This is a genomic window from Rhizobium chutanense (assembly GCF_002531935.1).
GTDB lineage: Bacteria > Pseudomonadota > Alphaproteobacteria > Rhizobiales > Rhizobiaceae > Rhizobium > Rhizobium chutanense.
In genome coordinates this window covers 61163-83667 of the sequence record NZ_NWSV01000014.1, presented here as the reverse complement: position 1 = coordinate 83667, position 22505 = coordinate 61163, and the positions used below count along the sequence as shown (strand labels likewise).

The window sequence follows — 22505 nt, the reverse complement described above, 5'->3', positions numbered from 1 at the left end:
ATATGACCGAAAAACTCGTCATCATCGGCAATGGCATGGCGCCCGGGCGCATGCTGGAGCACCTCCTCGAGCGGGCACCCGGACGTTATGAAGTCACGATCTTCAACGCGGAGCCGCGCGTCAATTACGACCGCATCATGCTGTCGCCGGTTCTCTCCGGCGAAAAGGACTACGAGCAGATCATCATTCACGGTGACGGCTGGTATATCAAGCACGGCATCATGCTCTACAAGGGCCACAAGATCGTCAACATCGATCGTGAAGCCAAGACCGTCACGTCAGACCACGGCGTCACCGAAAGCTACGACAAGCTGGTGATTGCCACCGGTTCCGTGCCCTTCATCATCCCGGTTCCCGGCAAGGATCTGCCCGGCGTCATCACCTATCGCGACCTCGACGACGTGCAGGCCATGCTGCTTGCCGCCCAGTCGCGCGAAAAGGCCGTCGTCATCGGCGGCGGCCTGCTCGGGCTCGAAGCGGCGGCCGGTCTTGCCCAACGCGGCATGGACGTCACCGTCCTGCACGTCATGCCGACGCTGATGGAGCGCCAGCTCGATCCTGCCGCCGGTTATCTCTTGCAGAAGGCGGTCGAAGAACGCGGCATCAAGGTCATCTGCAAGGCCAATACCAAGGCGATTATCGGCAACGGCAAGGTCGAGGGTATCGAGCTCGACGACGGCCGCATCATCCCGGCAACCCTCGTCGTCATGGCCGTCGGCATTCGTCCGAGTGTCGGCCTGGCGAAGGATGCCGGCCTGGCGGTCAATCGCGGCATCGTCGTCGATGCTGGCATGCAGACCTCGGACGGCGACATCTTCGCGCTCGGCGAATGCGCCGAAGTGGGCGGCATGGTCTACGGTCTCGTTGCGCCGCTCTATGAAATGGCCCGGATCGCTGCAGCACATCTGAGCGACGATCGCTCGCCGGCTTTCGTTCACGCCGACACGCCGACCAAGCTCAAGGTCACCGGCATCGAACTCTATTCGCTCGGCGATTTCGCCGACGGGGACGATCGCGAGGAGATCGTGCTGCGCGATGCCTCAGCAGGGGTCTACAAGCGCCTGGTGCTGAAGGACAACAAGATCATCGGCACCGTGCTTTACGGCGAAACCGCCGACGGCGCCTGGTTCAACGACCTGAAAAAGAAAGCGACCGATATTTCGGAGATGCGCGAGACGCTGATCTTCGGACAGGCCTATCAGGGAGGGTCGCCGCTGGACCCTATGGCGGCCGTTGCAGCCTTGCCGGATGACGCGGAGATCTGTGGCTGCAACGGCGTATGCAAGGGCAAAATCACCTCGACGATCACCTCTAAGGGACTGACGTCGCTCGACGACGTGCGCGCCCACACGAAGGCATCCGCCTCGTGTGGCTCCTGCACCGGCCTCGTCGAACAACTCATGACGCTCACCCTCGGCGACAGCTACAATCCGGCTGCCGTTCAGCCGATGTGCACCTGCACCGAACTCGGCCATGACGACGTCCGCCGCCTGATCAAGGCCAAGGGCCTGAAGAGCATCCCTGCCGTCATGCAGGAACTCGAATGGAAGACCTCCTGCGGCTGCGCCAAATGTCGGCCGGCGCTCAACTATTACCTCGTCTGCGACTGGCCGGACGAATATGCCGACGACTACCAGTCGCGCTTCATCAATGAGCGCGTCCATGCCAACATCCAGAAGGACGGCACCTACTCCGTCGTGCCGCGCATGTGGGGCGGCGTCACCAATTCGAACGAGCTGCGCGCCATCGCCGATGTCGTCGACAAGTTCGAGATCCCGATGGTGAAGGTGACCGGAGGCCAGCGCATCGACCTGCTCGGCATCGAGAAGGAAGACCTGCCGGCCGTCTGGGCCGATCTCGGCAAGGCCGGCTTCGTCTCCGGCCAGGCTTATGCCAAGGGTCTGCGCACGGTGAAGACCTGCGTGGGTTCGGACTGGTGCCGCTTCGGCACGCAGGATTCCACCGGTCTCGGCATCCGCATCGAGAAGTTCATGTGGGGCTCCTGGACGCCGGCCAAGCTGAAGATGGCCGTCTCCGGCTGCCCGCGCAACTGCGCCGAAGCAACCTGCAAGGATATCGGCGTGATCTGCGTGGATTCCGGTTTCGAGATCCATTTCGCCGGAGCGGCCGGTCTCGACATCAAGGGCACCGAAGTGCTCGGCCTCGTGAAAACCGAGGACGAGGCGCTGGAGCATATCGTGGCGCTGACGCAGATGTACCGCGAGCAGGCCCGCTATCTCGAGCGCATTTACAAATGGGCCAAGCGTATCGGCCTGGAGGAAATCCGCCGTCAGATCATGGGTGATCCCGAAAAGCGCCAGGCCTATTACGAGCGCTTCGTCTTCAGCCAGAAATTTGCCCAGGTCGATCCCTGGTCGGAGCGTGTTTCCGGCAAGGACAAGCATGAGTTCAAGCCGATGGCGACGATCGGCTATCCGCAGGCAGCCGAGTAAGGAGATGGACATGAACTGGCCCAATGAAAACTGGCATCCGATCGGCGACATCTCCGACATCCCCTTGCGCGGTGCACGCTGCGTGAAGACGCCGCAGGGCAAGATCGCCGTCTTCCGCACGGCCGAGAACGAGGTCTTCGCCATCGAGGATCACTGCCCGCACAAGGGCGGTCCGCTCTCCCAGGGCATCGTGCATGCCAAGGCCGTCACCTGCCCGCTGCACAATTGGGTGATCTCTCTCGAAACCGGCAAGGCGCTCGGCGCCGACCAGGGCGAGGTGCGGACCATACCGGTCCGCAACGAGGACGGCGCCCTCTACATCGCGCTCGAAAGCCTGATGATGGCGGCGGAATAGATGGCAGCTGAGGTCAAGACCACCTGTCCCTATTGCGGTGTCGGCTGCGGCGTTATCGCCACGGTCGACGAGGCCGGAACCGTCAGCGTCAAGGGCGATCCCGAGCATCCGTCGAATTTCGGCCGGCTCTGCTCGAAAGGGTCGGCGCTTGCCGAAACCATCGATCTCGACGGCCGGCTTCTCTACCCGGAAATCTCAGGCGCGCGCAGCGGCTGGGACGAGGCGCTTGACCTGGTCGCCCGGCGCTTCTCCGAAACGATCGCCGAACACGGGCCAGATTCCGTTGCCTTCTATGTCTCGGGCCAGTTGCTGACCGAGGATTATTATCTCGCCAACAAGCTGATGAAGGGCTTCATCGGCTCGGCCAATATCGACACCAATTCGAGGCTCTGCATGTCCTCCTCGGTGGCGGGGCATCGCCGCGCCTTCGGCGCCGATACGGTGCCGGGGACCTATGAGGATATCGAGCTTGCGGATCTGGTGATCCTGACCGGCTCCAACCTTGCCTGGTGTCATCCCGTCATCTACCAGCGGCTGGCCGCCGCAAAGACGGCGCGGCCCAACATGCGCATCGTCGTCATCGATCCGCGCCGGACGATGACATGCGATATCGCCGACCTGCATCTGGCAATCCGCCCGGACGGCGACGTGGCGCTGTTCATGGGACTGCTTGCCCATCTCGCGACAAGCCCGGCGATCGACCAGAATTATATCGCCGCCCATACGGAAGGTTTCGGCGAAGCTTTTGCGGCAGCCGCTGCCCTTGATATCAACGATCTCCTGGAACGCACCGGCCTGCCGGCCATGCAGATCCGGGAATTCTTCCGCCTGTTCGAGACAACGCCTAAGGTCGTGACCTGCTACAGCCAGGGCGTCAACCAGTCCTCCTCCGGCACCGACAAGGTCAATGCCATCCTCAACTGCCATCTGGCGACCGGCCGCATCGGCCGTCCGGGCATGGGGCCGTTCTCGCTGACCGGCCAGCCGAACGCCATGGGCGGGCGCGAGGTCGGCGGCCTTGCCAATATGCTGGCAGCCCATATGGCAATCGAAAATGCCGACGATCGCGACCGCGTGCAGCGCTTCTGGAACTCGCCCGTCATCGCCGCCAAACCCGGCCTGAAGGCGGTCGACATGTTCCACGCCGTGGCCGACGGGCGCATCAAGGCGCTCTGGATCATGGCGACCAATCCCGTCGTCTCGATGCCGGATGCCGACAGCGTCGAAAGCGCGATCGCCGCCTGTCCCTTCGTCGTCGTCTCGGACATCCTCAAAGAGACGGATACGACCCGGCACGCAGATGTGCTTCTGCCCTCGCTCGGCTGGGGCGAGAAGGACGGAACCGTCACCAATTCCGAACGGCGCATTTCACGGCAGCGGCCGTTTCTCGATCTCCCCGGCGATGCAAAGGCCGACTGGTGGCAGCTTGCCGAGGTCGGACGCCGGATGGGTTTTGCCGCCGCTTTCGATTTCGACGCGCCGGCGGCGATTTTCTCCGAACATGCCGCCCTTTCCGCCTTCGAAAATAACGGCAGCCGTGATTTCGACATCGGCGCGCGTGTCGGCATGACAGGTGTCGCCTATGACACGCTGTCGCCCTTCCAGTGGCCGCAGGCGGCAGGGACCGAGCCCGGCGTCACCCGCTTCTTCGCCGAGGGCGGCTTCTACCATGCCGATGGCAAGGCGCGCTTCGTCGCGGTCAAACCGCCCGAAACGAACCGCACCAATGCCGACTTCCCCTTCACGCTGAATACCGGGCGCATCCGCGACCAGTGGCACACGATGACGCGAACCGGAAAGAGCGCGCGGCTTTCCGCCCATATCGCCGAACCCTTCGCCGAGATCCATCCGCGCGACGCGATCGAAACCGGCATATCAAGCGCCGGCCTCGTCGAGATCGACAGCCCCCACGGCAAGGCGATCGTCCGGGCGCTGGTGACCGATCGCCAGGCGCGCGGCGGCATCTTTGCGCCGATGCACTGGAACGACCAGTTCGCGGCAAAAGCGCGGATCGACGCCGTGGTCGCGCCGATCACCGACCCCTTTTCCGGCCAGCCGGCGTCGAAGAACGTCGCCGTCGCCATTCGCCCCTTCCGCGCCACGCATTACGGCTTCGCCGTCTCGGCGACAAAACCGGCAACACCTGACGCGGCCTATTGGGCGCTGGCGAAAGCCGATGGCGGCTGGCGGCTGGAGCTTGCCTTCACCGAGGCGGTGGAAGACTGGACGGCTTGGTGCCGGGCGGTTTTCGCCATTCCAGACGAAATCGAGCCGCTCGGTTATGCCGACCGGCAATCCGGCGACCTCAGGCTCGCCTTCTTCGACGGCGAGACCCTGCTGGCCGCACTGTTCCTCGCCCGCGAGCCGGTTGCCGTCGCGCGCAACTGGGCGATCTCGCAGCTTACCACCTCGCACGGCGATCTGCGGAAACGCTTTGCGCTTGTCGCAGGCCGTCCCGGCGCCGGCAGGCCGGATCCGGGCGCCACCGTCTGCTCCTGCTTCAGTGTCGGGGTCAACCAGATCGCCGCCGCCGTGCGCGGCGGATGCCACAGCGTCGAGGCGGTCGGCAAGGAAACCAGCGCCGGAACCAATTGCGGCTCCTGCCGCAGCGAAATCGGCCGGATCATCGATCGCTGTCTGGCTGCCGCCGCGGAGTAAAAGCATAGAAGACGACGCGGCCGGACCGGCGTCAGGCCGCGGCGGGAACGATCAGCATTTTGCGGTCGGCGGAGATGCGGAGCGAAATCTCATCATAGGATGAGAGGGTCGGATGCGACGTTTCCATCTTGTCGTGATGGGTTGCGGTCACGACCATGACATCGGCGCCGGCCGCCTCGCCGGCCGTGATGCCGGCTTTGACATCCTCGAACACCAGACAATCCTGCGTGCTGACGCCAAGGCGTTCGGCGCCGAGAATGTAACATTGCGGATCGGGTTTTCCGACCTTGACGTCCTCCGCCGTCACCATGAATTTCGGCAGCGGCAGGCCTGCCGCCTCCAGCCGCCGATGGGCAAGACGCAGCGGCGAAGACGTGACGATCGCCCAGCGATCCGGCGGCAGTGCACTCAGAAAGGCCGCGGCACCCGGGATGGCAACGACATCGCCGACATCGGCGATTTCGGCCTCGGTCACCAGCCGGGATTCATGCTCGGGATCGACGCCGGGCAGGTTCAGCCGGGCGATCGTGTCGATGCCGCGCGATCCATGCATCTTCGGCAGGAAGGTGGCGACATCGAGCCCATGACGCCTCGCCCAGTCGCTCCAGACACGCTCGGCCGCACGGAGCGAATTGAGGATGGTGCCGTCCATATCGAACAGGAAGGCGGCATAAGGCTTCTCGAAGCCGCGGGGCATCGGCAGGGACAAAGGCGGAATCCTTTTGGGAAGAGCATCGGATGGTTGTCGCTAGCGTCCGATCAAACGGCAAATCATTGCCTTTTGCAAGCTTCGGCCCAGAGATACCCGTCATGTCTCCATTCGGTGATATCCATCAACGCAGCAGCTTCAGCGAGCCCGTCAGCGAGCGGATCCACTTCGTCGGACCGGCGAGGCCGACGCCGTCTATAATTTCCGCAGACAGGTCGCGTTCCGGTATCGAAGCCTCGTAATCGGTATAGACGTGCAAGGCGCGGGCAAAACGCGGGAACGGCACGACGAAGGCGCCGTCAGGCGTCGGCAAGGCCTTCAGCAACAGCGATCTCAGATCGGCGGCCGCCGCCTGCAACACCGGCACCGGCCTGTTGGCGCTGACATGAAATATCCGGCCGGCCTGGTCGCTCAGCCGCGCACCGGCAAGCGCGGGGACAGCAGCGCCAAGGCCGATCGACAGCACGGCGACGGTATTGGCAAGTTCGCCGGCCGGCAGACCCGGCTCGACAATCACCGCGACACGCCAGTCCTCACCCGTCATCCCTCATTCTCCATTCCTGGTTCGACCTCCCCCAGCCTATCGAAAGCCAGGGAAATATCCTGCCTATTCCTGTCGCCTCACGTACTGTTTTGGTAGGATCTACCCTTGCATCGATAAAAATAGAAAGGACTCACCCACAATGGAATTCGAGCCGGGAGATATCCGCATATTGAAGGCGCTGCAGAGCGAAGGACGGCTAACCAACCAGGAGCTGGCGGAACGCGTGGGGATGTCGACCTCGCCCTGCTGGCGCCGCGTGAAGCGGCTCGAAGAATCCGGTGTCATCCGCGGCTATCAAGCCCTCGTCGACCGGCGCGCCGTCGGCCTCGGTGTCCTCGCCTTCGTGCGTGTGCAGATCGATACGCATTCCCATGACGAGGCCGAGCGCTTCGAGCGCGAGGTCGGCGAGCTTGAAGCGGTCATCGCCTGCTATTCCGTCGCCGGCGAGGCTGATTTCCTGCTGCAGGTGGTGGCGACCCATCTCGACAACTATGCCGAATTCGCCATGACGGTGATCCGCCGCCTGCCCGGCATCAAGGAGATGCATACGATGTTCGTGCTGAAGGACATCAAGGCATCGACGATCCTGCCCGTGCAGCTATCGGCCACCGGTCGTTCGCGCTGACGCGCTGAGACTCCGTCATCTAAAAGGCTGTGCTGCCGGTGGCGATCAGATCGCAGGAGAGGCGCAGGCCAATCTGATCGTGGCACGGTGCATCGCGGCCGCCGGCCAGTTTCAGCTCGGCGGCAACGTCGGCGCGCAGATAGGCCTGTGTCGTCGGGTCGATGCGCGTCGGAACGGCTGTCCATAACGAGGGGCGGCTGACGTCGATCACCGCTATGCCGGCCTTCTCGCCACCCATGGCGGAGGACGCGATCGCCATGCCGCCTGCCGTCAATGCGAGCGCAAGGGCAATCTGGAGAACGAGATCTGCGGCCTCGCGCGGGGAAACGAACATAGCGGCCTCATGCTGCTGATTTTTAGCGTTTCACCACGCCACTAAGGCAGGCGGCAGCGACGATCCAGCGGCTTCGGCTGTTAAGGTTTATGCGTAACCATGGCGACAACGCCGAAGCGTGCCGGCAGTTTTTCTACAACTTTCGGAACAATGATTCCCGCAGGCGGTTACCCCAAGGTCATCCAAGGTGAAAATCAAAGGAGGATATCCTCATGACCAAATCCCTTATCGCCGCCTCGCTGCTGGCGATCGGCATGGCATCGTCGGCTTTTGCCCAGTCGAACCCCGATCCGATCGGGCCGACCAACGGCGGCTCGACCGATCCGAGTTCGGGTAATTATTCATCCGATTACACCAACAGTGACAATGGCATGTATCCGGTGCGCGTCGCTCCGGTCGATCCGATGACGACACAGAGCATCGGTCAGCCGCAAACGATGGAATGCCCGGGCATGCCGCAGCAGAGGTCGGGCGTCGATACACGCGGCGGCGAAAGCGGCGCCTCGATCAGTGAAGCCTGCCGCGAATACGACAACTGACAGGCAGTCTTCGCTTCAAAGCATGTCGCGCAAAGTGCGCCACGCTTGGAAAAGGCCGGTTCACACCGGCCCTTTTTCATGTAGCAACGGCAATGAACGTTTCCCGGGCGAAACTTTTGATCCGGGCTTTCAGTCCATCCGTAGCAGCTTGAAAAACAGCAAGGGAATGGTCTCATTGGCAAAGGACGCGGCAAAACCGGTCATTCTGTGGTTTCGCAAGGATTTGCGCCTTGATGACAACCAGGCGCTCAAGGCAGCCGATCTCTCCGGGCGGCCGATCATCCCTCTCTATATCAAAGAGCCCGCGGCACATACCGGTGCGCTCGGCGCCGCGCAGGCATGGTGGCTGCATCATTCGCTGGAAGCGCTCGACGGGTCGCTGCGCAAGCGGCAGGGACGGCTGGTGCTTGCCAGCGGCGAGGCGCTCGAGGTGCTTGGCGCCATCATCCGGGAGAGCGGTGCGGAAGCCGTCTTCTGGAACCGGCGCTACGATCCATCCGGCGCTGCCATCGACATCCGTGTCAGCCACGAACTGGAAAATCAGGCGATCGAGGTGAGAAGCTTCGGCGGCCAGTTGCTGCACGAACCTTCCCGGCTGCTGACCGGCAGCGGTACCCCCTATCGAGTCTACACGCCGTTCTGGCGTGCACTGGAGGGCGCCGGCGAACCGGAGCCGCCGCTGGAGGCGCCGGCGAAACTGCGGCTGGCATCGCCGCTTACGAAATCGGAAAGGCTGGAGAGCTGGAAACTGCTGCCGAGGAAGCCGGATTGGGCGAGGGATTTTGGCGACCTCTGGACGCCGGGCGAACAGGGCGCGCGGGAAAAGCTCCGTTCCTTCGTCGAGGACAGGCTCGACGGCTATAAGGAAGCCCGCGACTATCCGGCAAAGCTGGCGACATCGATGCTGTCGCCGCATCTGGCGCTCGGCGAGATCTCCCCTGCCCGCATCTGGGACGCGACCCGCGGTCTGTCGAAACGGGTGCCGACGGCCGACATTGTGCATTTCCGCAAGGAGATCGCCTGGCGCGAATTCTCCTATCACCTGCTTTTCCATTTCCCGCGCCTTGCCTCGGACAATTGGAACGATCGTTTCGACGGCTTCGAATGGCGCAATGACGATGACGATTTCGAGGCGTGGCGCCGGGGTCTGACCGGCTACCCGATCGTCGATGCCGGCATGCGCCAGCTTTGGCGCCACGGGTGGATGCACAATCGCGTGCGGATGATCGTCGCCTCCTTCCTCATCAAGGATCTGATGATCGACTGGCGCCGGGGCGAAGCCTGGTTTCGCGATACGCTCGTCGATGCCGACCCCGCCAACAACGCGGCAAGCTGGCAATGGGTGGCGGGTTCGGGCGCCGATGCCTCACCATTCTTCCGGATCTTCAATCCGGTGCTGCAGGGCCAGACCTTCGATCCCGAAGGCTGTTATGTCAAAGCTCATGTGCCGGAGCTTCAAGACCTCGGGGCGAAATACGTCCACCGGCCGTTCGAGGCGCCGAAGAGCATGCTCGAGGCCGCCGGCGTCACGCTTGGCCAGACCTATCCGAAACCGATCGTCGACCATGCCAGCGCGCGCAACCGGGCGCTCGCCGCCTACAACGCCACGAGGGGTGCCGCATGAACGCGCGCATCCAGTGCTGAAACACATTCAACTGCTCTTATGATCGTCTCTTAAATCGGTTCCGATTTTGGCAATTATGCAGTAGCCTTCGATGCAATGGCCGAGGGGGCGGCCGCGCATATCATAACGGGTGCTTCGTCGTCCCTAACCGGCAGGAAAATGCGGGAGGAGGAGAGATGAGCAAGGCGCAGGATTGGAATCTGCTGGCTCGCGATGCGGTGACGCTGACGGCCGAAAACATGTCCCGCATGGTGAAGGGCCTGCCCTTCAAGGCAAAGCTGGCGCTGCGCGGACTTCTGCACATGCAGCACGGTTCGCTTGCCGTGACTCTCCCCGATGGCCGCAGGCTGCTGGTCGAGGGCCAGAAGGCCGGGCCAAAAGCGGCGCTCAGCCTCCACAACTGGAACCTTGCCTATCGGGCGCTGACGAGCGGCACGATCGGGGTCGCCGAGACCTATATGGACGGCGACTGGGATAGCCCCGACACCACCGCCTTCCTCGAACTCTTCCTCGTCAACGGCGAGGCCGCGTTCAGCTATGCGCATGGCAAAAGCGGTATCGGCCGCCTCTTCGAGCGTGTGCGCCACTGGATGAACGCCAATACCAGGACGGGCTCGAAGCGCAACATCTCCGCCCATTACGATCTCGGCAATGATTTCTACAGGCAATGGCTCGATCCGAGCATGACCTATTCCTCAGCCCTCTACTCCACAGGAGCCAACGACCTGCAATCGGCGCAGAACGCCAAATACCGCGCACTCGCCGAAGCGACCGGCATCGGGCCCGGGGATCACGTGCTGGAAATCGGCTGTGGCTGGGGCGGTTTTGCCGAATTCGCCGCCGGCGAATTGAACTGCAAGGTGACGGGCCTGACGATCAGTCGCGAACAGCTCGCTTTTGCCGAGGAGCGCATCCGCAAGGCCGGTCTCGGCGACCGCGTCGAATTCCGTTTCCAGGATTACCGCGACGAGACCGGGCTCTACGACAGGATCGTCTCGATCGAAATGTTCGAAGCGGTCGGCGAGAAATACTGGCCGTCCTATTTCTCCAAGCTCCGCCAATGTCTGAAACCCGGCGGCAAGGCCGGCCTGCAGATCATCACGATCAAACCCGAGTCCTTCGACCAGTATCGCAGCAATCCTGACTTCATCCAGAAATATGTCTTTCCCGGCGGCATGCTGCCGACGCGCAATCATCTGGCCGAACTCGCCGGCAAGGTCGATCTGTCACTGGTCAGAGACTTCAGCTTCGGGCTCGACTATGCCCGGACGCTGGCCGAATGGCGCGAGCGCTTCTGGTCGGTCTGGGAACGCATCCGCCCGATGGGCTTCGACGAGCGTTTCAAACGGCTCTGGGAATTCTATCTGTTCTATTGCGAAGCCGGCTTCCGCGCCCGCAATATCGATGTGCGCCAGGTCGTGTTCTCGCGCAGCTGATCATTCCGCCGGATGCGGTGTCGCCGGATGGTGACCAGCCGATGGCGGCCGCTCGCGCCAGCCGGTGACGCGGCTCATCAGCGGGAAATAAGCGCCATAGGGAAGCAGGCGTGCGAGTTTCAGCATGGTGGTGAAGCGCCGGGGGAAGGTGATCTCGAAGGCCTGCGATTTCAGCCCGGCGGCAATCTGCCGGGCCGCCGCCTCGACCGATATCACTGATGTCATTGGAAAGGCGTTCTTGCCAGCCGCCGGCGTATCGACAAAACCCGGGCTGACGAGCTGAATGCGGATGCCGATCTTGTCGAGATCGAATTTCAGGCTTTCGGCCATATTGATCAACGCCGCCTTGGTGGCGCCATAGGCCGCACCCGTCGGCAGGCCGCCATAACCGGTGACGCAGGAGACGATGGCGATCTGTCCCTGCCCTTTTTCCTTCATATGGCCGATCGCCGGCAGCAGGCAGTTGACGACGCCGGAAAGATTGACGGCGAAGCTTTTGTCGAAATCGGCGCGGTTCAGGTCTTCCGCGTGAACAGGCAGATAGACGCCGGCATTGAGGATCGCCATGGCGAGCGTGCCGTGTTCGTATTCGATGGAGGCCATGACATGTTCCATGTCCTCGGCATCGGTAACGTCGCCGTCGAGAACGACGATGCTGCCCGAAAGGCCGCGAGCCTCGGCCTGCAGTTCGACCAGCTTTTCGTGACTTCTGGCGGTGACCGCGACCTTGTATCCTTCGGCCGCGAGCTTCAGCGCAAGCGCCCGGCCGATACCCGAGCTTGCCCCGGTGATCCAGACGACTCCATGTTCGGGACGGGCGATGAAATCATGCATGACATGTTCCTCCTGCTCTGCCTTGCCAACACGAAAACAGGTCCGGAAGTTCCTCTGCTCCTCCCGGATTTATGGCTCTATCACACCATTGTGGCTGCTTTCAGCCGATCAGGTCGCCGATCATCTGACGAAAGGATCCCGTCAGCCTGACCGGCCCATCCGAAACGGCAAAGGCGATGCAAGGCCTGTCCTTTTCGGCGACCGGCCGGTGGTCGATCGTCTCGTCGGCAATGGAGATGTCGCCGGGGCCGAAACGGCCGCGCTCGTCGTTGAAGGCGCCGTCGAGGATGAGGATCAGTTCCATGCCTTTATGGGTGTGCGCCGGCAAGGCGCGGCCCGGACGGATCCACATCAGATTGACCTCGCAGCCGTCCATGTCGAGCGGATACTCCCTGAAGCCCGGCAGCCGCGTGCGCCAGGGCACATCCTCGGCCTCGAAACCGACGAAATCGCGCAATGCCCGGGGAAACAGGGTATGTTCCGGCCGCTTGATCGCAGCAGGCTCCATGAGCGGAGAATCGGAGGCAAAGATCGCCGCAAGCCGCCGGTCGCGGTCGGCAATGGCGGCTGCAGGCACGCTTTCCAGGGCTTCGCCTGCCAGCAGCTCGAGGCTGTGCACCAGGCTGCGATTGTCCGGCTTCATTTCGAGATGGGCCTGCACCAGTACACGCGCCGGCGCGGGCAAGGAGCCGGCAACATAACGCGCCATCAATGCATCGATCGTGTCGATCTGCTCGTGAACCATGTCTGTTTCGGTCACGCCCTGTTGCCGCGTTCCGTTTTCGCTTTGTCGTCATCCGTACGGGGAAAGTCAATCTTCGGATCACCCCGCCCAGGGCGGGATTGCCGGCCATGCGTCATTTCGGGGGACGAAGGCCAAATTTTATCGTGTCCGACAGGGGCGTGGAATAGCATTTCTTGCCAACACAGCCTTGTGAAGGGAAAAGACCGTTCCTAAAGTAAGAGTTCGAATAGAGGCAGATTCCATGACCTTTCACCCCTCCGTCCTCGAAGCCATCGGCAACACGCCCCTGATCAAACTCAAGGGCGCTTCGGCTGCGACCGGCTGCACCATTCTCGGCAAGGCGGAGTTCCTGAACCCCGGCCAGTCGGTGAAGGATCGCGCCGCGCTCTACATCATCCGCGACGCAGAGCGGAAGGGGCTGCTCCGGCCCGGCGGCGTCATCGTCGAAGGCACGGCCGGCAATACGGGCATCGGGCTGACACTGGTCGCCAAGGCGCTCGGCTACCGCACCGTCATCGTCATCCCGGAAACGCAGAGCCAGGAAAAGAAGGACGCGCTGAAGCTGCTCGGCGCCGAACTCGTCGAAGTGCCCGCCGTTCCCTACAAGAACCCGAACAATTACGTGAAGGTCTCCGGGCGGCTTGCCGAGCAGCTGGCGAAAACCGAGCCGAATGGGGCGATCTGGGCAAACCAGTTCGACAACGTCGCCAACCGCCAGGCGCATGTCGAGACGACCGCCCCGGAAATCTGGAGGGATACCGACGGCAAGGTCGACGGCTTCATCTGCTCCGTCGGCTCCGGCGGCACGCTGGCCGGTGTCGCCGCCGGCCTCAAGGCTTTCAATGTGGACGTCAAGATCGGCATCGCCGATCCCGACGGCGCCGCTCTTTATGAATTCTACCAGAACGGCACGCTGAAATCCGAGGGATCCTCGATCACCGAGGGCATCGGCCAGGGCCGCATCACCGCCAATCTCGAAGGCTTCACGCCCGATTTCTCCTATCGGGTCTCCGATGCCGAAGCGCTTCCCTATCTTTTCGACCTCGTCGAAAACGAAGGCCTTTGCCTCGGCGGCTCGACAGCGATCAACATTGCCGGTGCGGTCAAACTCGCCCGGGATCTCGGCCCCGGCCATACGGTGGTAACGATCCTCTGCGACTACGGCAACCGCTATCAGTCGAAGCTCTTCAACCCGGATTTCCTGAGCTCGAAGGGGCTGCCCGTTCCGGGCTGGATGGCCAAGTCGTCCGAGATCGACGTTCCCTACGAACCCGCGTGAGACCCCATGCCCGTCAATGCCCTCTATCGTGACGACTTCTATCTCTCGACATGCGAGGCGGTCGTCACCGCCGTTCACGAGGACGGGGGCATCGAACTGGACCAGACCTGCTTTTATGCGACATCCGGCGGCCAGCCGGGTGACACCGGCGCGCTCGAACGGGCCGACGGCACCAAGATCGCACTCGGCCAGACGAAGCACGGCCCAAGCAAGGATATCGTCATCCATGTACCGCTCGAAAACGAGCCTCGGCCTGATGTCGGCGAAAAGCTGGTGCTGCATGTCGACTGGCAGCGCCGCTACAGGCTGATGCGTATGCACACGGCCTGCCACCTGCTGTCCGTCGTCTGCTCCTATCCGATCACCGGGGCTGCCGTCGGCGAGGAGGAAAGCCGCGTCGACTTCGACATGAGCGAGACGATCGACAAGGACGCGGTAACGGCCAGACTGATGGAACTGGTCGCCGAGAATCATCCGGTCTATCTGCAATGGATCACCGACGAGGAACTTGCCGCCAACCCCGATATCGTCAAATCGAAGAACGTGCGCCCGCCGATCGGTCTCGGGCGCGTCAGCCTCGTCTGCATCGGCGAGAACTCCTCGATTGACAGCCAGCCCTGCGGCGGCACACATGTCTCCGAAACACAGGAAGTCGGCCAGATCCACATCGCCAAGATCGAGAAAAAGGGCAAGGAGAACCGGCGCTTCCGCATCCGCTTCGGCACGCCCGGCGACGAAGCCTGAGCATCGAGGGAGAGCATAATGAGTGAGACCAAGAGCCGTTTCGTGGTGTCGGCCGACTGGCTGCAGGCCGAGCTCGGAAAGCCGGATCTGCGCGTGCTGGACGCCTCCTTCTATCTGCCGGCGCAAAAACGCGATGCCGATGCCGAATATGCGGCCGGCCATATTCCTGGCGCCATCCGCTTCGATCAGGACAAGATCGCCGATCATTCGACGTCGCTGCCGCACACGATCCCCTCGCCCGATTATTTCGCCGCTGAGGTCGGAAAGCTCGGCATCAGCGAGAATGATCGCATCGTCGTCTATGACGGCATTGGCCTCTTCGCCTCGCCGCGCGTCTGGTGGCTGTTCCGGGTGATGGGTGCGAAGAACGTCTTCGTGCTCGATGGCGGCCTCGACGGCTGGAAGGCCGAGGGCCGTCCGCTCGAAACCGCGGCGCCTAGCTATGCGCCGGCGACGTTCACGCCTGATTTTGACGAGAGCCGTGTGGTGACGCTTGACACGATGCGCGACATCGTTTCGAGCGGCGCGATGCAGATCGCCGATGCCCGGAGCGCCGGCCGTTTCGCCGCCATCGAACCCGAGCCGCGCGCCGGCATGCGCTCCGGCCATATGCCGGGCGCCCGCAGCCTGCCTTCCGGCGTCTTCGCCAACCAGGGCCGGTTCAAATCGCTGCCCGAACTTCGCCAGACCATCGAGGATGCCGGCATCGATCTTTCCAAGCCCGTCGTCACCTCCTGCGGCTCGGGGATAACAGCCGCGATCATCACGCTGGCGCTGGAATCGCTCGGCCATCATGACAACAAGCTTTACGACGGTTCGTGGAGCGAATGGGGCAGCCGTGACGATACGCCCGTTGTCACCGGCCCGCCGACGCCAGTCAAAGCCTGATCGCCATGGGGAAGACGCCCGCTTCGCTGAAAGCTCACATCACCCGGCTGGAAATGACGGCGCCGCCGAAGGCGAGCATGCCGGTGCCCGTCAATATCCAGACGGCGATCATGCGCGCACCTCAGATCCCGCTGCCCTTCTACCGCTACCTCTACCGGCAGGTGGGGGCGCGCTGGCAATGGGTGGACCGGCTGCGCATGAGCGACGAGCAGCTTGCCCAGACACTGAACGACAAGCGCAACAATATCAGCGTTCTCTATGTGAACGGTGCACCCGCCGGCTTCTATGAATATTTCTGCGAGGACGAGGATACGATCGAGCTCAGCCATTTCGGCCTGATCGAACATGCGCTCGGTCTCGGCATCGGCAAATGGTTCCTGCTGCAGGCGCTCTACGCCATCTGGTCGCTCAACCCGAAGCGTGTCACCACCACCACCAATAATCTCGACCACCCGCGCGCGCTGCAACTCTACCAGATGTACGGCTTCTCCCCGGTGTCCACCGGCACCGGGATTGTGCGTCCGCTGAGCGACAAAGAACTGCTGGAGATAGCGCGGAAAAGCTGAGGGGCTGGCGCTCTTTCCGGTTCTTGCATTGAGTCATTCACCGCGCGTCCGCGCGGTGAATGACTCAATGCGACGGTTGAAAAAGCCTCTCGTGCCCAAGGACTTACAGCCGACGATCTCGACAAGCCGACACAGGCAAGAATCGGGTGGCTCGAACGCCCGCCCAGGCGCAATCTCATGACAATCACCAAGGAGATCTGTCATGACCGCCATTCGTTTTGTTGCCATGCCGACCACCGACGCCGAATATCTCTGGAACGGCGGCCGCGACGCCTATGACCGGCTGCCCGAGACGATCGTTTCCGATGGTCCCGGCCATCCCTGCCGCCATTGCCTGCAGAATATCGATGCCGGCGAGGAGCTGCTGGTCTTCGCCTACCGGCCCTTCCCGGAGCTGCAGCCCTATGCCGAGACCGGCCCAGTCTTCCTGCACAAGCAAGCTTGCACACGCTATGCCGCCGAAGAGATCATGCCGCCGGTCCTGACGACCAGCCGCGATTTCATCGTCCGCGGCTACAGCGAGAACGACCGCATCGTCTACGGCACCGGCGCGGTGACCGAGATCGCGGATATTCCGGCCTACGGCGAAAAGCTGCTGGCACGGCCCGATATCGCCTATGTGCATGTGCGCTCGGCGCGCAACAACTGCTTCCAGTGCCGGATCGACAAGGTAAGGGCGCCGGCCCTTGCAGACACCGGCGCCCTAAGTTGACCTAGAGTCAGGCAGCTTACGCCACGTTGAGCACGCTCTCCGGCGCGAAGGCCTCATAGCCGAGCGCCTCGGCGACCGGCCTGTTGGTGATGCGGCCCTTGTGCACATTGAGGCCGTTCCTCAGATGCTTGTCTTCGGCAATGGCGCGCAGGCCGCGATCGGCAAGCGCCAGGCCATGGACCAGCGTGGCATTGTTCAGCGCATGCGCCGAGGTGACGGGGACGGCGCCCGGCATGTTGGCGACGCAATAATGCACCACGCCGTCGACCTCGTAGGTCGGATCGGAATGGGTTGTCGCATGCGAGGTCTCGAAGCAGCCGCCCTGGTCGATGGCGACATCGACGATGACGGCGCCCTTCTTCATGCCGGACAGCATCTCGCGGGTAACGAGCTTCGGCGCAGCAGCGCCCGGGATCAGCACGGCGCCGATAATCAGATCGGCCGAGAAGACCTCCTCTTCCAGCGCCTGGATGCTGGAATAGCGGGTGTGGACACGGCCTGCGAAGATGTCGTCGAGCTGGCGCAGGCGCGGCAGCGACCTGTCGAGGATGCTGACATCGGCGCCGAGACCGGCGGCCATCCGGGCCGCGTGCAGGCCGACGACGCCGCCGCCGATCACCGTGACCTTGGCCGGCAGAACGCCGGGCACGCCACCGAGCAGGACGCCGAGGCCGCCATTGGCCTTTTGCAGGGCGGTCGCGCCCGCCTGGATCGACAGGCGCCCGGCAACCTCCGACATCGGCGCCAGCAGCGGCAGGCCGCCGCGTTCGTCGGTCACCGTCTCATAGGCGATCGCGGTGACGCCGGAGGCGATCAGCCCCTTGGTCTGTTCCGGATCGGGCGCCAGATGCAGATAGGTATAGAGCAGCTGACCGTCGCGGAGCTGCGCCCATTCGGACGACTGCGGCTCCTTCACCTTGACGATCATGTCGCACTTTTCGAAGATATCCCTCGCGGAGGCAGCGATCTTCGCGCCTGCCGCGGCATAGGCGGCATCATCGGCGCCGATGCCGGCACCCGCCTTGGTCTCCACCCAGACCTCATGGCCGTGGGCGACATATTCGCGCACCGAAGCCGGCGTCAGGCCGACGCGATATTCGTGATTCTTGATTTCCTTCGGGCAACCGACACGCATTGACGTTCCTCTCCTGTCATCTCCGCTATCACGGATCTCCTCAGACGATGAATCCAACCACCAAGGCTGCGAAATGTCCTTGCAAAGACGATTTGCGAAGAGGTGATTTTTCGGCGATTATTGTGCTCTTCACCTCTTTCTTCGAAGGTTCTTCGAATGGCTGATCTCGACACCATCGATCTTGCGATTCTCAAGGCATTGCAGGCCAATGCCCGCATCACCAATGCCGAGCTTGCCGAGAGGATCGGATTGTCGCCTTCGGCCTGTTCGCGCCGGCTCGACATCCTGGAAAGAAGCGGCGTCATCGATGGCTACCATGCGCGGCTTTCGCACAAGGCGCTCGACTACAAGATGATCGCCATCGTGCACATCTCGCTCTCCGGCCAGTTCGCCAAGACGCTGGCGGAATTCGAGGCAGCGGTGAAGCTCTGTCCCAACGTGCTCGTCTGTTACCTGATGTCGGGCGAATACGATTATATCCTGAGGGTCGCCGCCCGCGATCTCGAGGACTATGAGCGCATCCACCGCGACTGGCTGTCGGCCCTGCCCCACGTCGTCAAAATCAATTCGAGCTTCGCGCTCAGAGAAATCATCGACAAGCCGAATGTCGGGCTTTGAGCCCTTGCAAAGTTTTCGAAAGCCTGCCCAGACTTTCGGCGCGCGCGGGCGTTTCCCGCTCAACGGCATGTCATGACATCGAAGACCCAAGGCTATATTTTCGCTCTGCTGGCAATCACCATCTTCTCCTTGCAGGACGCGATCTCAAAACATCTGGCATCGACCTATCCGCCGATCTTCGTGACGATGATCCGCTACTGGGCCTTCGCGCTTTTCACGATCGTTCTCGCCTCGAAGATGCGTGGCGGCCTCAAGGCGACGGCCCGCACCAAACGCCCGCTCCTGCAGGTGACGCGCGGCGTGCTGCTGCGGTCCAGGTGGTTCTGGCCATCACCTGTTTTGCGATAATCGGCCTTGCCCGTTCGCAGGCGATCTTTTCCGCGACGCCGATCCTGATCGCGCTGCTGGCAATGCCGATCCTCGGCGAGCGGGTCGGCTGGCGACGGTGGGCGGCGATCGGCGTCGGACTTTTCGGGGTGCTGCTGATCCTGAAGCCGGAAGGCGAATTTTTCGATGTGAAGCTGCTTCTCGCCGTCACCTCCTGCTTCAACTTCGCCTTCTATGTCATCGCCACCCGCCTCGTCAGCCGCGACGATTCGTCGATGACCAGCTTCTTCTATACCGGCGTCATCGGCGGTGTGACGATGACGTTGATCGGGCCGTTCTACTGGAGCTGGATGTCGCCGGGCGACTGGGGCTGGATGGCGCTCGTCTGCATGACCAGCATTTCCAGCCATTATTTCCTGATCCGCGCCTACGATATTCTCGATGCCGCCGCCGTCCAGCCGCTGACCTATCTGTCCCTTGTCTACGCCTCCATCATCGGCATGGCGATCTATGGAGAAACGCTGAGCTTCAACATGATCGTCGGCTCGGTCATCGTGGTCGCAGCCGGTATCTTCACGGTCTGGCGCGAGCATGTGGTGGGGCGCAGGACGGCCGCCGCCGAAGCACTGCGCGTCGAATAGGCGTCGCGTATCGTCCTGTTCAGTGTCGCATTTCAATGCACATCGGTAGAGCGATCACTCTACTTTTTCTCCCATGACGACGAGAAAAGAGAAAATCGCCGGTGATCTCGACCGCCAGTTTGCGGAGATGGGTTTCGCCGAACAGGGTGTCGAAGCACTGCGGGCGGGAGCCGACGTGTCGTTGCGCACGCTGTACAAGTATTTTCCGAGCCGCGAAGCGATGGTGGTCGGAGCGCTGGAGTTCCGCGACAAAGCCTATTTCGACTGGCTGTCGGGCGGACCGGAGGGCGGGATCGACCATGTTCTCCATCCGATCGTTCGACTGGGTGACTGGTTGCGTGAAGTGGCCAATACCGGCTGTCTCTTCCTGAATGCCTTGGCGGAACATCCAGACAGCGCTGCCATTCGCGAGATCGTCCTGGACCATAAGGCGCGGCTTGCCGATGAATTTCGCATACGCCTTCAAAGCATTGTCCCCGGCAAGGACATAGAGCGGCTCGCCGAAACGCTTTTCCTGCTTCACGAAGGCATGACGCAGACCGCACGTTTGCAGGGACGAGATCGGGCGACGGACGCCGCGCTTCGCGCGGCGAGAGCGGCGTTGGCGGCAGAAGGTATCGCCTGAACTCTTGATGCAGGCGTCTCCGGTGAACCCATTATCAGCTTCTAATCCTGAGGTGATCGAATGAGATTTTCCGACAAGAAAGTTCTTGTGACCGGTGCTGCCGGCGGTATCGGAGCGACCATCGTGCGCCAGCTTCGCGCCGAGGGGGCACGTGTGGCGGTTGCCGACCGCGATGTTTCGGGTATCGAGGCCGACGCTCGCCTGCCCGGCGATCTCCTTGCACCGGCCTATGCCGACGGGTTGCCGCAGGCCGCCTTCGAGGCGCTCGGCGGCCTCGACGTCGTCGTCAATAATGCCGGCGTGATCACGCGCGGAAAGGTGACCGAAACCACGGACGCCGATTGGGACCTCTCCGTGGGCGTCAATATGCTCGCGCCATTTCGGATCAGCCGTGCGGCGATCCCGCTTCTGGCAGCCCGAGGCGGCGGCGCGATCGTCAACACCGCGTCCTGCTGGGGCCTGCGCCCCGGTCCCAATCATGCCGTCTACTGCATGACCAAGGCGGCCATTGCCTCGCTGACCCAATGCATGGGCATGGACCATGCCCACCAGAACATCCGCATCAACGCGGTCTGCCCGAATGAGGTCAACACGCCGATGCTGCGCACAGGCTTCATCAAGCGCGGTTTTGATCCGGATACGGCGGTCGCCGAGCTTGGCAAGACCGTACCGCTTGGCCGCATCGCCGAGCCGGAGGATATCGCCGATGTCGTGCTCTTCCTCGCGTCCGACGCTGCCCGCTACCTGTGCGGCACGCTGGTCGAGGTGAACGGCGGAAAGGCGGTGGGCTGATGCGCTTCGCGGGAAAGGTGGCGCTGGTCACCGGTGGCCGTTCCGGCATCGGTCAGGCGATTGCCCGCAGATTGCGGGACGAGGGTGCGCAGGTCTTTACCGCCCAGCGTGGCGAAGACCAGGAATTTGCGAGTTTTCCGGTCGATTTCGCCGACCCCGCCTCGGCTGGCCAGGCGGTTGAACGCGTGGTCGCAGCCGCCGGGCGGCTCGATGTGCTCGTCAACAATGCGGGTATGATGCAGGAGGCGCTCGCCGAGGACATGACGCTGGCGGATTGGGAGCGGAACATTGCCGTCAATCTCACCACGCCCTTCATGTTGATCAAGGCAGCCCTGCCGCATCTGAGGGCGTCGACGGGCGCCATCGTCAACATCGGCTCGATCGAGGGCCTGGGATCGAACCCGAAGCATGCGGCCTATTGTGCATCCAAGGCCGGTCTTCATGGCCTGACGCGGGCAATCGCGATCGATCACGGAGCCGAGGGCATCCGCTGCAATGCGGTCGCGCCAGGGTGGATCGATACCGACCTCAACGTGGATTTCATCGAGAGCATGCCGGATCCGCAGGCCTTCCGCCGAGAGATCGGCCGCATCCATCCCGTCGGGCGCACAGGAAGGCCGGAAGAAGTGGCGGCGCTGGTCGCCTGGCTTGCCTCGCCGGAAGCCGGCTTTGTCACCGGCCAGGTCTGGACCATCGATGGCGGGCGCATGGCGAAGCTGAGCCTGCCCTGAATGAATGTGGGGTGGCGAGTGCAGCGGCTTGCCTATCAGCTGGCGCGAAAATGCTGGATCGCTCATATGATCGTTTCACTGCAATTTTAGCCAAGCCACTAAAACCATTTCAATTTTCGGGCGCTATGCTCTCCGACTGTATCCAAGGGAGACAGTATGACCCGCAACCTGAAAATCACGGCGCGAAAGGACGATCGGCAAAACTGCCGTGTCTTCGGCAGCGTTAAATATCTGAACAGCGAAGTGGATGTCCGCATTCTCAACCTGTCGGTGACCGGCGCTGCCCTCGAGACGAAGACACCGCTCCACGCCGCTTCCGGCAGCAAGGTACGCATCGAAGCCGAAAATATCGGGCTGCTCGAAGGCATCATCCGCTGGAAGCACAATGGCCGTATCGGCGTGCAGTTCGATGTGAATTCGAATGCTCGGGCACAGGTCTCCTCCTATTTCCGCTTTTTCCATAAGGAAATACGGCCGGTGCTGGCGGTGCGTCAGCTGAGAGCCGCGACCAGCGGCGACCGCCCACCTCATTTGGCGACGTCGACGCCGAAATCGTAAGGCCTCGCCGCTTCTGCGCCAAGGAGCGGCTGA

23 protein-coding genes and 1 pseudogene are annotated in these 22505 nt (G+C 62.6%); 18 read left to right on the top strand and 6 right to left on the bottom strand.

Annotated features, from left to right (window positions below):
* Positions 1-2 precede the first annotated feature (2 nt).
* From nirB to CO666_RS20555, 3 genes are read left to right on the top strand one after another with little or no spacing between them, the layout of a single operon-like run.
* Positions 3-2453, top strand: a complete 2451-nt coding sequence (gene nirB / locus CO666_RS20565; protein ID WP_097614049.1) for a nitrite reductase large subunit NirB — start codon at positions 3-5, stop codon at positions 2451-2453.
* Positions 2454-2457: 4 nt separating this feature from the next.
* On the top strand, positions 2458-2808 hold the full coding sequence (gene nirD / locus CO666_RS20560) for a nitrite reductase small subunit NirD (protein WP_097614048.1): 351 nt from the start codon (positions 2458-2460) through the stop codon (positions 2806-2808).
* Complete coding sequence (locus tag CO666_RS20555; RefSeq protein WP_097614047.1) at positions 2809-5466, top strand: nitrate reductase; 2658 nt, start codon at positions 2809-2811, stop codon at positions 5464-5466.
* 31 nt (positions 5467-5497) lie between these two features.
* Here CO666_RS20555 and CO666_RS20550 read toward each other — a convergent pair whose 3' ends face one another.
* Both CO666_RS20550 and CO666_RS20545 read right to left on the bottom strand, forming a co-directional pair.
* Complete coding sequence (locus tag CO666_RS20550; RefSeq protein WP_097614046.1) at positions 5498-6175, bottom strand: HAD family hydrolase; 678 nt, start codon at positions 6173-6175, stop codon at positions 5498-5500.
* 124 nt (positions 6176-6299) lie between these two features.
* On the bottom strand, positions 6300-6719 hold the full coding sequence (locus CO666_RS20545; RefSeq protein WP_097614045.1) for a DUF2000 domain-containing protein: 420 nt from the start codon (positions 6717-6719) through the stop codon (positions 6300-6302).
* A 139-nt stretch (positions 6720-6858) separates the two neighbouring features.
* Here CO666_RS20545 and CO666_RS20540 point away from each other — a divergent pair, with 139 nt between their 5' ends.
* Positions 6859-7344 carry an Lrp/AsnC family transcriptional regulator gene (locus CO666_RS20540; protein WP_097614044.1) on the top strand — a complete coding sequence of 162 codons (486 nt, stop codon included), beginning with the start codon at positions 6859-6861 and terminating at the stop codon, positions 7342-7344.
* Positions 7345-7363: 19 nt separating this feature from the next.
* On the opposite strand, the gene CO666_RS20535 is transcribed toward CO666_RS20540, so the two are convergent.
* Positions 7364-7678, bottom strand: coding sequence for a hypothetical protein (locus tag CO666_RS20535; protein ID WP_097614043.1), 315 nt, complete (start codon positions 7676-7678; stop codon positions 7364-7366).
* 212 nt (positions 7679-7890) lie between these two features.
* Here CO666_RS20535 and CO666_RS20530 point away from each other — a divergent pair, with 212 nt between their 5' ends.
* From CO666_RS20530 to CO666_RS20520, 3 genes are all read left to right on the top strand, one after another.
* The gene (locus tag CO666_RS20530; RefSeq protein WP_085736989.1) at positions 7891-8217 is read left to right on the top strand and encodes a hypothetical protein; all 327 of its coding nucleotides are present in this window, start codon (positions 7891-7893) and stop codon (positions 8215-8217) included.
* Positions 8218-8392: 175 nt separating this feature from the next.
* Complete coding sequence (locus tag CO666_RS20525) at positions 8393-9841, top strand: cryptochrome/photolyase family protein (protein WP_097614089.1); 1449 nt, start codon at positions 8393-8395, stop codon at positions 9839-9841.
* Positions 9842-10017: 176 nt separating this feature from the next.
* Positions 10018-11277 (top strand): SAM-dependent methyltransferase, encoded by a 1260-nt coding sequence (locus CO666_RS20520; RefSeq protein ID WP_097614042.1) that lies wholly within the window; start codon positions 10018-10020, stop codon positions 11275-11277.
* On the opposite strand, the gene CO666_RS20515 is transcribed toward CO666_RS20520, so the two are convergent.
* Together CO666_RS20515 and CO666_RS20510 are read right to left on the bottom strand one after the other, a co-directional pair.
* On the bottom strand, positions 11278-12111 hold the full coding sequence (locus tag CO666_RS20515) for an SDR family NAD(P)-dependent oxidoreductase (RefSeq protein WP_097614041.1): 834 nt from the start codon (positions 12109-12111) through the stop codon (positions 11278-11280).
* A 100-nt stretch (positions 12112-12211) separates the two neighbouring features.
* Positions 12212-12871, bottom strand: coding sequence for a ChrR family anti-sigma-E factor (locus tag CO666_RS20510; protein ID WP_179869732.1), 660 nt, complete (start codon positions 12869-12871; stop codon positions 12212-12214).
* A gap of 226 nt (positions 12872-13097) precedes the next feature.
* Here CO666_RS20510 and CO666_RS20505 point away from each other — a divergent pair, with 226 nt between their 5' ends.
* The 5 genes from CO666_RS20505 to CO666_RS20485 all read left to right on the top strand — a co-directional run bounded on the left by CO666_RS20505 (position 13098) and on the right by CO666_RS20485 (position 17045).
* A complete protein-coding gene (locus CO666_RS20505) occupies positions 13098-14135 on the top strand; it encodes a cysteine synthase A (protein WP_097614039.1) in 1038 nt (345 codons plus the stop codon).
* 6 nt (positions 14136-14141) lie between these two features.
* Positions 14142-14879, top strand: coding sequence for an alanyl-tRNA editing protein (locus CO666_RS20500; RefSeq protein WP_097614038.1), 738 nt, complete (start codon positions 14142-14144; stop codon positions 14877-14879).
* Positions 14880-14897: 18 nt separating this feature from the next.
* Complete coding sequence (gene sseA / locus CO666_RS20495; RefSeq protein WP_097614037.1) at positions 14898-15767, top strand: 3-mercaptopyruvate sulfurtransferase; 870 nt, start codon at positions 14898-14900, stop codon at positions 15765-15767.
* Positions 15768-15772: 5 nt separating this feature from the next.
* Positions 15773-16333: a GNAT family N-acetyltransferase gene (locus CO666_RS20490; RefSeq protein WP_097614036.1), complete on the top strand. Its 561-nt coding sequence runs from the start codon at positions 15773-15775 to the stop codon at positions 16331-16333.
* Positions 16334-16535: 202 nt separating this feature from the next.
* On the top strand, positions 16536-17045 hold the full coding sequence (locus CO666_RS20485; RefSeq protein ID WP_097614035.1) for a DUF1203 domain-containing protein: 510 nt from the start codon (positions 16536-16538) through the stop codon (positions 17043-17045).
* Between the two features lie 16 nt (positions 17046-17061).
* Here CO666_RS20485 and ald read toward each other — a convergent pair whose 3' ends face one another.
* Positions 17062-18180: an alanine dehydrogenase gene (gene ald / locus CO666_RS20480; RefSeq protein ID WP_097614034.1), complete on the bottom strand. Its 1119-nt coding sequence runs from the start codon at positions 18178-18180 to the stop codon at positions 17062-17064.
* Positions 18181-18336: 156 nt separating this feature from the next.
* On the opposite strand from ald, the gene CO666_RS20475 reads away from it, so the two are divergent.
* The 6 genes and pseudogenes from CO666_RS20475 (at position 18337) to CO666_RS20450 (ending at position 22472) form a co-directional block, all read left to right on the top strand.
* Entirely contained in the window at positions 18337-18798 is a 462-nt protein-coding gene (locus CO666_RS20475; protein ID WP_003573658.1) for an Lrp/AsnC family transcriptional regulator, read from the top strand.
* 72 nt (positions 18799-18870) lie between these two features.
* A pseudogene (locus CO666_RS20470) lies at positions 18871-19766 on the top strand (DMT family transporter).
* Positions 19767-19839: 73 nt separating this feature from the next.
* Positions 19840-20391: a TetR/AcrR family transcriptional regulator gene (locus tag CO666_RS20465; RefSeq protein ID WP_097614033.1), complete on the top strand. Its 552-nt coding sequence runs from the start codon at positions 19840-19842 to the stop codon at positions 20389-20391.
* Between the two features lie 60 nt (positions 20392-20451).
* On the top strand, positions 20452-21183 hold the full coding sequence (locus CO666_RS20460; RefSeq protein WP_097614032.1) for an SDR family NAD(P)-dependent oxidoreductase: 732 nt from the start codon (positions 20452-20454) through the stop codon (positions 21181-21183).
* A complete protein-coding gene (locus tag CO666_RS20455) occupies positions 21183-21914 on the top strand; it encodes an SDR family NAD(P)-dependent oxidoreductase (RefSeq protein WP_210202064.1) in 732 nt (243 codons plus the stop codon). The genes CO666_RS20460 and CO666_RS20455 overlap by 1 nt, the downstream gene beginning before the upstream one ends.
* Before the next feature lie 156 nt (positions 21915-22070).
* A complete protein-coding gene (locus CO666_RS20450) occupies positions 22071-22472 on the top strand; it encodes a PilZ domain-containing protein (protein ID WP_097614031.1) in 402 nt (133 codons plus the stop codon).
* Positions 22473-22505 lie beyond the last annotated feature (33 nt).

Coding starts and splice junctions, on each gene's coding strand:
- nirB (WP_097614049.1), top strand. CDS start 3: ATGACCGAAAAACTCGTCATCATCGGCAATGGCATGGCGCCCGGGCGC.
- nirD (WP_097614048.1), top strand. CDS start 2,458: ATGGACATGAACTGGCCCAATGAAAACTGGCATCCGATCGGCGACATC.
- CO666_RS20555 (WP_097614047.1), top strand. CDS start 2,809: ATGGCAGCTGAGGTCAAGACCACCTGTCCCTATTGCGGTGTCGGCTGC.
- CO666_RS20545 (WP_097614045.1), bottom strand. CDS start 6,719: ATGACGGGTGAGGACTGGCGTGTCGCGGTGATTGTCGAGCCGGGTCTG.
- CO666_RS20540 (WP_097614044.1), top strand. CDS start 6,859: ATGGAATTCGAGCCGGGAGATATCCGCATATTGAAGGCGCTGCAGAGC.
- CO666_RS20535 (WP_097614043.1), bottom strand. CDS start 7,678: ATGTTCGTTTCCCCGCGCGAGGCCGCAGATCTCGTTCTCCAGATTGCC.
- CO666_RS20530 (WP_085736989.1), top strand. CDS start 7,891: ATGACCAAATCCCTTATCGCCGCCTCGCTGCTGGCGATCGGCATGGCA.
- CO666_RS20520 (WP_097614042.1), top strand. CDS start 10,018: ATGAGCAAGGCGCAGGATTGGAATCTGCTGGCTCGCGATGCGGTGACG.
- CO666_RS20515 (WP_097614041.1), bottom strand. CDS start 12,111: ATGCATGATTTCATCGCCCGTCCCGAACATGGAGTCGTCTGGATCACC.
- CO666_RS20505 (WP_097614039.1), top strand. CDS start 13,098: ATGACCTTTCACCCCTCCGTCCTCGAAGCCATCGGCAACACGCCCCTG.
- CO666_RS20500 (WP_097614038.1), top strand. CDS start 14,142: ATGCCCGTCAATGCCCTCTATCGTGACGACTTCTATCTCTCGACATGC.
- sseA (WP_097614037.1), top strand. CDS start 14,898: ATGAGTGAGACCAAGAGCCGTTTCGTGGTGTCGGCCGACTGGCTGCAG.
- CO666_RS20490 (WP_097614036.1), top strand. CDS start 15,773: ATGGGGAAGACGCCCGCTTCGCTGAAAGCTCACATCACCCGGCTGGAA.
- CO666_RS20485 (WP_097614035.1), top strand. CDS start 16,536: ATGACCGCCATTCGTTTTGTTGCCATGCCGACCACCGACGCCGAATAT.
- ald (WP_097614034.1), bottom strand. CDS start 18,180: ATGCGTGTCGGTTGCCCGAAGGAAATCAAGAATCACGAATATCGCGTC.
- CO666_RS20475 (WP_003573658.1), top strand. CDS start 18,337: ATGGCTGATCTCGACACCATCGATCTTGCGATTCTCAAGGCATTGCAG.
- CO666_RS20465 (WP_097614033.1), top strand. CDS start 19,840: ATGACGACGAGAAAAGAGAAAATCGCCGGTGATCTCGACCGCCAGTTT.
- CO666_RS20460 (WP_097614032.1), top strand. CDS start 20,452: ATGAGATTTTCCGACAAGAAAGTTCTTGTGACCGGTGCTGCCGGCGGT.
- CO666_RS20455 (WP_210202064.1), top strand. CDS start 21,183: ATGCGCTTCGCGGGAAAGGTGGCGCTGGTCACCGGTGGCCGTTCCGGC.
- CO666_RS20450 (WP_097614031.1), top strand. CDS start 22,071: ATGACCCGCAACCTGAAAATCACGGCGCGAAAGGACGATCGGCAAAAC.